Source organism: Nostoc sp., from assembly GCF_036917455.1.
Classification (GTDB): Bacteria; Cyanobacteriota; Cyanobacteriia; order Cyanobacteriales; family Nostocaceae; genus Nostoc.
This window is the reverse complement of the sequence record NZ_JBALDK010000184.1, coordinates 1-12,823: the sequence shown is the minus strand read 5'-3', so window position 1 is coordinate 12,823 and position 12,823 is coordinate 1. Positions and strand designations below refer to the sequence as shown.

General features: G+C 43.0%; 10 protein-coding genes. 5 read left to right on the top strand and 5 right to left on the bottom strand.

All coding sequences use genetic code 11. The annotated features are described in order from the left end of the window. Window positions 1–202: 202 nt before the first annotated feature. From guaA to V7K42_RS19350, 5 genes are all read right to left on the bottom strand, one after another. Entirely contained in the window at window positions 203–1,825 is a 1,623-nt protein-coding gene (gene guaA / locus V7K42_RS19370) for a glutamine-hydrolyzing GMP synthase (protein WP_334918865.1), read from the bottom strand. 224 nt (window positions 1,826–2,049) lie between these two features. Then, window positions 2,050–3,165, bottom strand: a complete 1,116-nt coding sequence (cbiD, locus tag V7K42_RS19365) for a cobalt-precorrin-5B (C(1))-methyltransferase CbiD (protein ID WP_334918863.1) — start codon at window positions 3,163–3,165, stop codon at window positions 2,050–2,052. 289 nt (window positions 3,166–3,454) lie between these two features. Further along, the gene (locus tag V7K42_RS19360; protein ID WP_334918861.1) at window positions 3,455–3,751 is read right to left on the bottom strand and encodes a DUF7734 family protein; all 297 of its coding nucleotides are present in this window, start codon (window positions 3,749–3,751) and stop codon (window positions 3,455–3,457) included. A gap of 34 nt (window positions 3,752–3,785) precedes the next feature. Next, complete coding sequence (locus V7K42_RS19355) at window positions 3,786–4,382, bottom strand: DUF3177 family protein (protein ID WP_334918859.1); 597 nt, start codon at window positions 4,380–4,382, stop codon at window positions 3,786–3,788. A 679-nt stretch (window positions 4,383–5,061) separates the two neighbouring features. After that, window positions 5,062–5,307, bottom strand: coding sequence for a Calvin cycle protein CP12 (locus tag V7K42_RS19350; RefSeq protein ID WP_334918857.1), 246 nt, complete (start codon window positions 5,305–5,307; stop codon window positions 5,062–5,064). A 371-nt stretch (window positions 5,308–5,678) separates the two neighbouring features. On the opposite strand from V7K42_RS19350, the gene V7K42_RS19345 reads away from it, so the two are divergent. From V7K42_RS19345 to kdpC, 5 genes are all read left to right on the top strand, one after another. Further along, window positions 5,679–6,914, top strand: a complete 1,236-nt coding sequence (locus V7K42_RS19345) for an FIST signal transduction protein (RefSeq protein WP_334918855.1) — start codon at window positions 5,679–5,681, stop codon at window positions 6,912–6,914. Window positions 6,915–7,400: 486 nt separating this feature from the next. Continuing rightward, window positions 7,401–9,146 carry a potassium-transporting ATPase subunit KdpA gene (kdpA, locus tag V7K42_RS19340; protein ID WP_334918853.1) on the top strand — a complete coding sequence of 582 codons (1,746 nt, stop codon included), beginning with the start codon at window positions 7,401–7,403 and terminating at the stop codon, window positions 9,144–9,146. Between the two features lie 105 nt (window positions 9,147–9,251). After that, window positions 9,252–11,393, top strand: coding sequence for a potassium-transporting ATPase subunit KdpB (gene kdpB, locus V7K42_RS19335; RefSeq protein WP_334918851.1), 2,142 nt, complete (start codon window positions 9,252–9,254; stop codon window positions 11,391–11,393). A gap of 6 nt (window positions 11,394–11,399) precedes the next feature. After that, window positions 11,400–11,669 (top strand): potassium-transporting ATPase subunit F, encoded by a 270-nt coding sequence (locus V7K42_RS19330; RefSeq protein WP_334918849.1) that lies wholly within the window; start codon window positions 11,400–11,402, stop codon window positions 11,667–11,669. Further along, window positions 11,669–12,307 carry a K(+)-transporting ATPase subunit C gene (kdpC, locus tag V7K42_RS19325; protein ID WP_334918847.1) on the top strand — a complete coding sequence of 213 codons (639 nt, stop codon included), beginning with the start codon at window positions 11,669–11,671 and terminating at the stop codon, window positions 12,305–12,307. The genes V7K42_RS19330 and kdpC overlap by 1 nt, the downstream gene beginning before the upstream one ends. Window positions 12,308–12,823: the final 516 nt, after the last annotated feature.

Sequence of the window (12,823 nt, the reverse complement as noted above, 5' to 3'; positions counted from 1 at the left end):
GATTCAGTATATATCTATAGAAATCAAACCGGATTCCCATATATAAGTTAAATGTACAATAGTTTACCAAATCGAGAGCCCAAAAAAAATAGACAATGCCAAAACTCCAAATGAGTCAAGTCGGCATTGCCATTTTTAAATATATGAATCTGAATTATCGGCGATAGTGAGAGCTTTTAGCTAAGTCAACCATAAAACTCGATTATTCCCATTCAATAGTTCCAGGTGGCTTAGAGGTGATGTCATAAACCACCCGATTCACCCCTTTTACCTCATTCACAATTCGCGTGGAAATCACTTCCAGGACATCGTAAGGGACTCTGGCCCAATCAGCAGTCATGCCATCTTCACTAGTAACAATCCGCAAGACAATGGGGTAAGCATAAGTACGTTGATCGCCCATAACGCCAACACTACGAATTGGCAGCAATACAGCAAATGCTTGCCAGAAATCATGATACATGCCGCGTTGGTTAATTTCTTGCCGTACAATTAAATCAGCATCGCGCAAAATATTTAACCGCTCAGATGTAACTTCCCCTAGAATGCGAATTGCCAAACCAGGCCCAGGAAAAGGTTGTCGTTGGACAATTTCTTCTGGTAAACCAATGGAACGCCCAACTTTGCGGACTTCATCTTTAAATAATTTCCGTAGTGGTTCCACCAATTTAAATCTTAGGTCTTTGGGCAAGCCGCCAACATTGTGATGACTCTTAATTTTCACTGCTACCCGTTCACCAGTTTGGGGATCAACATTGGTGTCAGCAGATTCGATGACATCTGGATAAAGAGTCCCTTGAGCCAGATAGTCAAAGTGACCGAGGCGTTTGGATGTTTCCTCAAATACATTGATAAACTCGTGTCCGATGCGGCGGCGTTTTTCTTCAGGATCTGTAACACCAGCAACTTTAGCTAAAAAGCGATCGCGCGCGTTCACATACTCTACAGGAATGTGAAACTGCTCTTGGAACAGCTTTACCAATCGCTCTGGCTCATACTTTCGCATAAAGCCTTGATCGATAAATACGCAAGTCAGTTGCTCACCAATGGCTTTATACAGCAAGAAAGCCAGGGTAGAAGAATCCACTCCTCCAGATAGCGCCAACAGCACCCGCTTTTCGCCAACTCTGGTGCGAATTTCCCGAATCGCCTCTTCGACAAAAGCTGCTGTTGTCCAAGTTGGTTCGCAATCGCAGATATGGTAGACAAAATTACGAATTAATGCTATTCCCCCAAGAGAATGCACCACCTCTGGATGGAATTGAACGCCGTAAAGTTTCCTTTCGTGGTCAGCGATCGCAGCACAGGGCGTATTTTCTGTATGTGCCAGCAATTCAAAGCCTGATGGCATTTGGGTAACTGAGTCTCCGTGACTCATCCACATGGTAGTGCCATCTTCAACATTAGTAAGCAAATCTGTGGGATCGTCAATATATAATGATGCTTTGCCGTACTCACCTCGGTCAGCCTTTGCTACTTCCCCACCGAGTTGGTTCACCATTAACTGCATCCCATAGCAAACACCCAAAATGGGTATTCCCAAATTCCAGATTTCTGGGTCACAATGGGGAGCGTTATCACCATAAACCGAACTCGGCCCACCAGAGAGGATGACTCCCTTGGGATTGAGTTTGCGCAGTTGTTCAGAAGTAGTGCGATAGGATAAAACTTCAGAGTATACTTGAGTTTCGCGGATGCGACGGGCAATCAATTCAGAATATTGAGAGCCGAAGTCTAGAATTATAATCAATTGGCGATCGAGCCGCCCAACATTTTCTAATGTTTGGGGCGCTTGTTCTGTCGGTAGAGTCACCACTGTATTCATGACGGGAGTGTTATGTCTGTTAAGGGTAGATGCTTTGCGGTCTATAGTGATGCTATTATTCAGCCTGGTTAGGCTGATAATGGTAGAGAAGCCCTAGACAAACGCGAGGTTATGTGCGTTTGTCTAGTCCCGAAGTCGAAGACAGTATTAGAACGATAAACTTACCCTAGAGTGGTTACTTAAAAGATTATTTATTTGAATTGTTTACGATTATTCATAATAAATTAACATAATTTTCCCATCAACAGACCAGCAGTTTTGCTCTTCACGATAATTTTGCGATCGCGATCGAAGAGAATCGAGCCACAGATTGTAACTGCTGTGCCCCTTTCGCTATGGCTTTGGATGTATTCTTGGGAACGGATATCGATGGTTTCGGCGATCGCACTGTAAACTTGATTTACCCAATCACTACCAGTTGTAGCATCTAGTGATTTTAGGTATGTTAAGGCAGCTTCGGCAGTCGCACTGTTAAACACAACTTGGATATCTGCTGATTTTAAACCTGCGATCGCACAGTGCACTGCCAAAATTTCTCTACGTCCATCAGCCAAGTAATGATGGGTGTGAAAAATTCCCCCCGCTAGTTTCATCAGCTTCCCGTGATAGCCAAATAATAAAATTTCTTTCACGTCTAGCACATCAGCTTCTACTAACATTGGGCCAAGCCAGTTAGCAGTTTTGACCAATTGTTCGGGATTAATCCCTAGTTTACGCGCTAAATCTAGTCCATTCTCGCCGATACAGAATACTAAAGTCTCAAAAAGACTGGCTTTATTTTGTAATTCCGCCCGAAAAACTGCAAGCTGATCTGGTGTACTCAAAGGTTGAGAAATGCCGGTTGTGCCTAAAAGCGAAAGTCCTTCTACCACACCAAAAGCAGAATTTGAAGTCCGAACAGCTAGCGATCGCCCTTCAGGTAGAATAATCGTCACCGTGATTTTTTCCCCTGGCGCTAGCATTCGTTGCAAGTTTTCTTTTAAGAGCCTTTGAGCATAAGCATAAATTGCTGGCTTGTCATCAGCATTCGCCTGTTTGCCAATTCCTTCCCCGCCTTTAATGATTACAGTATTATCACCCTGTTCTCGCCATTCCACCAATGCCCAAATCGGTGTATCTTTAGTCAGGTCGAGATTATCACCAGGATCGCTGCGAGTTATTGCTAAAGCTGTATTCTCAGATAATCCTGCTACCTGTTCAATGGCGATTTCGGCGATTTGAGACGGTTCAATCAAATCTACAGAGGCAAAAGTTAGGGATTTGCGATCGTGTAACCAATGTAAAGCAGCGATCGCAGCAGCACACGCAAAGACGGGAAGGGTGTATCCAGAACGGGACATTTTTTAAATTCAAAAGTCAAAATAATTCTTCAAAATTGTTCGCGCAGCGTCATGAAGCTTTGCTACCTGTCAATATACATGCGCCACGAATCCGGCATACGCTGCTCCAGCAACCTGAGATGAGCGCCAAACCCGACGAATGGACTATCGGACACCACATCGTAAGGCCTCTTGCCCCAGTTTTGAATATCTCTCTCCTCGTAATGAGCGATAAGATGACACCACAAGATTAATAGTAAAATGACAAAATTAAGTAACTCTTTTGACAAAATTACGAATTACGAATTAATCAGACTCCTACTTCTGATAATAAAACTTCCATCGCTTCCCAAGAAAGTTCTTGCTGAATATAACGGGGGGCTTCAGGATTATAAGGGCTGGCTACTCGGTCAATATTGAGGATAATTGCCCCATCTGGCAGAACTGGTACATCTGCATCAAATGCCGTTGGACGCATCAAAGAACTAGAAAAGCCTTTAAAAATAGCAATTGTATCTTGCTCATCGGCAATTTCCACAGTTACAATTAGGACTTCTTGGGGGCGTTTAGCGGTGTATTGTTCCAGTCGCTTACCAATAGAATTCATTTTTTTATCTAGGGTTATGGTGGCGCAGCGATAGTTACTGTGGTGAGGCTGAACGTCCCTGCTTGCCCAGCTTAATCAGAACAAAATAGCTTAAGTAAACCACATAAATTACTAAACTAGTTATGCCAAGAAAACCTAAGAACTCAGCTTTGCTATTAGCATGAAAATATTCTTTAAATAACAACGGAACCTCGAACCAAACTCGACAATAGGCAGTCTTCATCATATTGCCAGAAAAAGCACAACCCAAAAATGGGATAAAGGCTAGTGTACCCAAAGAACAATAAACAGTTGTAGCCCAGCGCCAAGAGGTAAAAATAAATTTCAAAGCGCCACTGGTTTGATACTCAATTTCATCGTTGATATCCACCCAGAACCACAGCGAAATTACGATCAAAATCTGAGCCATCAATCCAGAGATAAAGCTAACTGGATACTGGGCAATCATTAAGTAAATCGTGATTGCCACCAAGCTTGATATTCGCCAGTATATGGTCAATAAGCGTTGTATACCTTCTACTTTTTGCACAAATGCCCAAATTAGAAGAATTAGCGGGATAATTACCAGAAATAATACTGCTAGTCGGTAATCAATCCAGACGAAAGGGCGAAACCAAACGTTATAGTCCATATTTTTTCTCAAACGATAAATAAAACAATTTAAACTAAAAGCAAGTATCTATAACTGACAAACCTGTAAGCTATTAGCTAACTAGTAGTCTATCTATATTACAAACAGTTTAATCAAAGCACAAAATCTAGCCTCAAGACTGCGCTCTAATCTCTTGCTAGAAGCAAGTGGCTACCCATACTTATACCATTTCACACAATTTATGCTATAAACACGTTTGTAGGGGCATACAGATGTACGCCCCTACAGCCAACTCATTTGTTGCAAAGATTTTTGGAAAAGCTATTACATGGTAAATTGTTTAATTTACTTTCCTAAATCTCTCTATTTGGCAAAAAATAAGAAACTCAAAGCTCCTCAACTTAAATTTTGCACCTACTTGTAGTAGCATCAGGGAGTCTATTAAAAATCTACCCAGCAGCTATATACTTGATCCTCGCGGACAAAACCCCAATTTTCTTGGATGTAAAGGTTTGTTTTTCAAGATAAAAATTCTCAAATTTTAACCCTGATACATCCATAACTCCAGATATTTCATCAATTTTTTGCCCGTTGGAGAAAATTATGAAAGAGGGAGAGTACGGTTTTAGGGAGAAGTAGCGTAAAAGTGCGAAATCTCAGTAAGTAAACCTTGGTTTCTTGGTGACAAACGAATAGAAAATTTACCTAATTTAAATTTCTAGTCGTCATAAACCCGGCATTCAATTGCATCTGGGTTGTCATCACAATACTGTTCTAGAGAATTTTTTGGCTTGCTTTGGCGCTTGTGGGAAGCTTCAGCTTGCAATTCTTCTACTGCATCCCAAGCAGCAGCACACTCTGGTGAGTTACTACCACTAATGTCACAGACAGTACGCGCTTGTTCTACTTCTTCTTGGATTTGGTCTTGGATGCCGCCCTTTGTTGTTTCTTGGATGTTAGTCATCGCTTTAGTCTCGTTGTGTGTTGTTAATACTAGTATAGAAAAAGTTCAGGAATGGCAGATTTTAGCTTGATTACTAACTATTCTAACCATTCAGTTCATAAGTTAGTACTTTAGCCTATTGATTTATAACCAATACAGTAAACTGCCGCATCTATAATGCATTCATCTTTATTTTTTAAGATTTTGTGGAATTAGTACCATAGATAAACAATCATACAATATATTTAGATGCATCTAGATAGGGAACGACAACCCCAGCTTCTTGGGATGGAGGAGACAAAAGGCTGGCACTAATTCTTGTAGGATGCAATTCTTCCCGAAATAAAAGATCAAAACCTACTAGCCTAAAAAGAGAAAGAAGCTCAAAACTCATGGCAGACCAAATGCAGTGGGCAAACGCCCTATCAACCCGTCATTCTTTAGAAGCCGCCGTTACAGATGTGGTGGAACGAGCTGTCTCATCATTGACAGCACCTGCGGATCTAGGACTGGTATTCATTTCGTCTGCTTTTGCGAGTGAGTATTCCCGATTATTACCCTTGTTAGCTGAGAAACTTTCTGTACCTGTACTAATTGGCTGTAGCGGTGGAGGTGTAATTGGGACGACAGTTGGCGGAGAAACCCAAGAACTGGAAGCTGAACCAGCTATTAGCTTGACTTTAGCACATCTTCCAGGGGTGAAGATTCAAGTTTTTCATGTTGTTGCTGAAGAATTACCTGATTTAGATAGTTCTCCAGATGCTTGGGTTGATTTGATTGGTGTGCCAGCATCACCGACACCCCAGTTTATTTTACTGTCTAGTTCTTTCGCCTCTGGAATCAACGATTTATTGCAGGGACTGGATTTTGCTTATCCAGGATCGGTAATTGTGGGAGGACAGGCGAGTGGTGGAGGTATGGGTGGTCGTGTTGCCCTTTTTTGTAATGAGACTGATGGCGAGGAATGCAAAAGCCTGTATCGTGAGGGCACTGTTGGGATAGCTTTGACTGGCAATATTGTTTTGGAAACGATTGTCGCCCAAGGATGCCGACCGATTGGTAAGCCATTGCAAGTTACAAAAGCCGATCGCAACATCATTTTAGAATTAGATGAGCAAGTACCCCTAGTGGTGTTGCGAGATTTGATTGCCGGTCTCAGCGAACACGAACGGACTTTAGCACAGCACTCTCTGTTTGTTGGCGTGGCGATGGATGAGTTTAAGCTGGCTTTGCAACAGGGAGACTTTTTAATTCGTGGTATTCTTGGGGTCGATCCAACAGCTGGGGCGATCGCAATTGGCGATCGCGTCCGTCCTGGTCAAAGGCTGCAATTCCACCTGCGCGATGCCCAAGCCTCTGCTGAAGACCTAGAATTACTCCTCCAAAGTTATCAAACTCAACGAGAATCTGAACCCTCTGCCGTAGCCGCCTTAATGTTTGCCTGTCTAGGGCGAGGTGAAGGACTTTATGGTAAACCCAACTTTGATTCTGAACTATTTTGCCGCTACCTTAACGATATTCCTGTAGGCGGCTTTTTCTGTGGTGGTGAAATCGGCCCTGTTGGTGGCAGAACCTTCTTACACGCCTACACTTCCGCATTTGGGATTTGTCGCCAAAATCAGTTATGAGTTATAGCAAGGGACTGGGGATTGGGGACTGGGGACTGGGGACTGGGTGAAAAGTCTTTTTGTGTCTAAGTTTCATCGTTTGTTGATGTCTTAACCACCAAAGCGTTTGCTATATGAATTAGACTCATAACTCCTCACTCTTTAGCAATCTTATCTGATTTGTGAAACCCCCGACTTCTTTAAGAAGTTGGGGGTTTAACTTTTTACGAATGATTTATATGTCTTTCTATATTTGCAGATATATATCAAGATAAACGCTCTGAAGACTTATCTATATAGACAAATATATTTCTTGCATAGCCTAGTTTAAATATTAATTTATACCTTGTATTCTCTAACAAAAAGCTCGATGATTGATTGAGAAAGGACATAGTTATAGGTTAGCTAATAATAATGTCAATATAATTCATTATTTTTTCTGATTCATCCCAAGGAAATATCTGATATCCCTCTAAAATTTATTCATGTCGGAGTTTAAATAATTCAATGCTACAAGGATGGATTCAAATTGTACTAACGCTACTAATTATAGTAGCAATCACTCCATTTTTTGGGCGCTATATGGCGCATATCTACTTAGAAGAAAGGACTTTTCTCGACCCAGTTTTGAATCCGGTTGAGCGGCTGCTTTACGCCTTGATTGGCGTTACAGGCAAAGAAAATATGACGGGCTGGCAGTATGGGCGGGCAATCGTCTACAGCAACGTAGTAATGGGGTTGCTGCTTTTCTTTATCATTATGAATCAGGGATGGTTGCCCCTCAATCCTACCGGAATAAATGCCCCAACTTGGGATACAACGCTGCATACTACCATTTCATTTATTACTAATACCAACCAGCAGCATTATTCTGGTGAAACCTACCTGAGCTATGCCAGCCAAATGTGGGGACTGGGTTATCACATGTTCACATCTGCTGGCACTGGTTTGGCGGTGGGAATTGGTTTTATTCGGGGATTGACGGGTAGATCCTTAGGCAACTTTTATGTAGACCTAATTCGCTCGATTACCCGAATTTTACTGCCTATTTGTATTGTGGGCGGGATTGTGATGATAGCTGCTGGCGTTCCCGAAACCCTGGCGGGTGTAGCTGTATTTCCTACCTTGGAAGATCCGAATATTAGTCAGGCGATCGCTCGCGGACCTGTTGCCCATTTTGAAATTATCAAGCAATTAGGAGAAAACGGCGGTGGCTTTTTCGCTATCAACTCGGCACACCCCTTTGAAAATCCCAGCGCATTTACGAATTTAATTCAGATCGTGGCAATGCTTTCCATTCCCACATCCCTAATCTACACTTATGGTTTGTTTGCCAATAACACCAAACAAGCGTGGTTACTCTACGGTATGGTCGGTGTAATTTTTCTCGGATTTCTGGTCGTCACTGCCATTGGGGAATACAACGGCAATCCGTCTGTAAACACGCTTTTGGGCAGTCAGCAACCGAATCTAGAGGGTAAAGAAGTCAGGTTTGGTTGGGCACAATCGATATTATTTGCGGTAAGTACAACCGGAACCATGTGCGGCGCAGTCAACAGTTTCCATGACTCATTCATGCCCGCAGGTGGTTTTATTTTTCTCTCTAATATGTTCTTGCAAATCATGTGGGGTGGACAGGGTACAGGAACAGCTTACTTGTTTGCCTATAGCATTCTGGCGGTATTTGTAACAGGTTTGATGGTGGGACGCACGCCAGAATTTCTGGGACGCAAGATTGAAAAGCGGGAAGTCGTACTTGCTAGCTTCTTGATTTTGCTAGTTCACCCCATTGCTATTTTAATTCCGGGGGGAATCGCCTTAGCTTTTCCTGACCAATTGGCAGGGATTAGTAATCCTGGGTTTCATGGCTTTTCTCAGGTGATTTACGAATATGCCTCAGCTGCTGCGAACAACGGTTCTGGTTTTGAAGGTTTAGGCGATTCACAACCTTCTCCGTTAGCGATCGCTACAGGGACAAAAACAACTGCAACCGCTTTGTGGTGGAACTTGAGTACCTGCTTTAGTTTACTAGCTGGACGCTATATCCCAATTTTAGGTTTGCTGTTATTAGCAGATAGTATGTCTCGCAAGCAAGCTGTTCCCTACACCACTGGTACATTGCGAACCGACACCGGACTATTTACAGGCGTTACCGCAGGCGTAATTTTAATCTTGGGCGCACTTACATTCTTCCCAGTGCTGGCATTAGGCCCCATAGCTGAAGCCTTTTTTATCGCCAAAGGTATTGGCTAGATAAGGAGAGGGGAGGGGCGAGGGAACAAGGGTAATTAGAAAGTTGTTCATCCACCTCTGAACTCCGTTAATCCACCTCAAAGACTCATGCTCAAAATTTAATATATGCCAATCACTACTGATTCTCCCTCATCCCGTATTCCATCTGGTACTCGTGACTCGCGCAAGCACACCCCCAAGACAGATATGCGGGGACTTTATCAAAGAGCAATTCGTGAGTCATTTGTCAAGCTCGATCCTCGAATTACTGTCAAAAATCCAGTTATGTTTGTTGTTTGGGTGGGGACAATTGTCACCTTTTTAGTAACCCTTAACCCAAATCTTTTTGGCACAATCCAGGCAGATATCAACCAACAACGCTTGTTAAATGGGTTGATTACCTTCATTCTCTTTTTCACCCTCGTTTTTGCCAACTTTGCCGAAGCCGTAGCTGAAGGGCGCGGTAAAGCACAAGCTGATTCACTGCGATCGACGCGATCGGATACGATCGCTAATAAAATCCTCCCTGATGGTTCCGTACAACAAGTCAATTCTACGGAACTGCGACGGGGCGATTTGGTTAAGGTGGTTGCAAATAATATGATTCCCGCCGATGGGGATGTAATTAAAGGCATTGGCTCAGTGGATGAGTCGGCCATCACTGGGGAATCTGCCCCTGTATTGAAGCAACCAGGTACGGATATTGCCAGTTCGGTTACAGGTGGTACACGCCTCCTCTCAGATGAGTTGACAATCCGCATTAGTGCCGATCCTGGTCAAGGCTTTATCGATCGCATGATTGCCCTGGTAGAAGGGGCACAACGTACCAAGACTCCCAATGAGATTGCTTTGACGGTATTGTTGGCAGTGTTAACTCAGGTGTTCTTGATTGTAGTGGCAACTATGCCGCCATTTGTTAGCTACATCGCCAACTTTATCAGCACAGCCTTTGGCCCGGAAGCGGGAAACAGTTTACGTACTGGTGGTAGCGTTGCCATTCTCATCTCCCTACTAGTAGCTTTAATTCCTACAACTATCGGTGGTTTACTCAGTGCGATCGGTATTGCAGGGATGGACAGGGTTGCCCAATTCAACGTCATCGCTACCTCCGGTCGAGCAGTAGAAGCCTGCGGCGACATCAACACCTTAGTGCTAGATAAGACAGGCACGATCACCTTGGGAAATCGGATGGCTGATGAGTTTATTCCTCTAGATAATCACTCACTAGAAGATGTAGCACGAGTTTCCCTAGCTGCTAGCTTGTTTGACGAAACACCAGAAGGCAAGTCAATTGTAGTTTTAGCAGAAAAGTCTCAGGTTGCGGTCGATTTTAATCTCGACAAAGCCGAAGGTGTGGAATTTTCGGCGAAAACTCGGATGAGTGGCACAAATCTAGCCGATGGCAAACAAATCCGCAAAGGAGCAGTGGATGCCATTAAAGGATTTGTGCGTTCTCGTGGTGGTAACGTTCCTGATGATATAGATGCAGCTTATGAGCGAGTTTCCCGGTTAGGCGGTACACCTTTAGCTGTTTGCCAAGATGACAAAATTTATGGTGTCATTTACCTCAAAGATATTGTGAAACCCGGTCTGCGGGAACGATTTGACCAACTCCGCCGCATGGGTGTTCGCACCGTCATGCTCACAGGTGACAACCGCATTACTGCTTCGGTAATTGCTGAAGAAGCTGGGGTGGATGATTTCATTGCCGAAGCGACTCCAGAAGACAAAATTGAGGTGATTCGCTCCGAACAATCTCAGGGTAAACTGGTGGCAATGACCGGGGATGGTACTAACGATGCACCTGCTTTGGCTCAAGCAAACGTCGGTGTGGCAATGAACTCTGGGACACAAGCTGCCAAAGAAGCTGCTAATATGGTGGATTTGGACTCTGACCCCACGAAGTTAATTGACTTAGTAACTATAGGTAAACAGTTGCTAATTACCCGTGGAGCCTTGACAACATTCTCCATCGCTAACGATATTGCCAAGTATTTTGCAATCATTCCGACTATCTTTGCGGCTGCTGGAATTGGCGCACTGAATATTATGGGATTAAAAAGTGCCCAATCTGCGATCGTCTCAGCGCTGATTTACAACGCCTTGATTATTCCGGCACTCATTCCGCTAGCACTCAAAGGGGTGAAATTCTTACCTTTAACGGCAGATCAACTGCTACGCCGCAACATCTTCATCTATGGACTTGGTGGCATCGTTGCTCCCTTTATTGCTATCAAATTGATAGATATTATCTTACCTTTGTCTTAATTTACTATGAAACCTGTTCGTATCCGCCGCACTATCCTTGCATCACAAGTACTTGAAGAAATAACTGATATCTGGTGTCAATGGCGTAGACAAAAACTGCCACTGTATTTGTTCCTGGCGATGTGTTTCAACCTAGTGGTTGCACCTCTAGTCTATGCAGCTACAGGTGAAGAACTTTCCCGCAGTCAATCTTGGGGATTGGGACTATTAGGACTGGTGACGCTAGGGCTTTCTATCTATTTATTTTTTGTAATGTTTGTACCGGAGAAATTCTAATGAGTTTTGCACGTGAAGCTAGTAGAGCAGTTCGTTCTACCCTGGTACTCTGGGTTATTGGAGCGATTATTTATCCTTTTGCGATGATTGCTATTGGGCAGATTGTGTTTCCGTTTCAGGCAAATGGAAGTCTACTGAAAAATAATGCAGGTCAAGTTGTGGGTTCTGCTTTAATTGGTCAACCTTTTACTAGCGATCGCTATTTTAACAGTCGTCCCAGTACCACGAGCTACAGCACAGCCGACCCAAAAAAAGATGATGCGGGAGTTTTGAAAACTGGGGTTTCTGGCGCTAGTAACTTGGCTCCCAGTAATCCTGCATTGCTGGAACGCATCAAAGGTAAAGATGACCCAGACCCCAGCAAAAAAATTGAAGGCGATTTGACTCGTCTGAAAACAGCAGGTGTACAGCCGACTGGCGATTTAGTCTACACCTCTGGCTCCAGCCTTGACCCCCACATTACTCCCGAAGCTGCGATCGCGCAAATTGCACGAGTAGCAAAGACGCGAGGATTTCAGCCAAACCAACTGGAAACTTTGATTGCTCAAAACACCGACAGTCGCTTTCTCGGCATCTTCGGCGAACCTGGAGTGAATGTGTTGAAGCTGAATTTAGCTCTGGATCAGATTAAGAAATAAAGCTATGAAAAATAGTAGCGACAAGTAATTTTGCATCTCTACTGTTCAGAATTATTATCTAACACTCGGATCCCCGACTTCTTAAAACTTGTCGGGGATCTCGTTTTTCATAACTAATTAAATAAGACTATATCTCAATACAGTTAAGCATTTTTTCTTTTCTCAGTGTTCTCTGCGCCTCTGTGGTAGCCTGCGGCAAGCCGAAGCGTCTACCTTAAACAACTGACTTTGACAAAAGATTTTAGACTTACCCCAAGCGGACTATATCTCTAAATATATGCTTATTTAAAATTATATAACTCATTTTATATACCCGTAAAATATATCTATCAAAACATATTTTTTGAACAAAATATTGCACAATGATATTAGACTAATAAAAAATTTTATGTTTAAAAAATCTTTAAAATTAAGCTTGTTTGGCGTTTTAATCCAAGTTGAGAGCATTTATTGCGGCATTAAACTAACTGAAATTTAGTTGCCATCCCGATGCGCTTTTTTAGGAATTTTTAGACA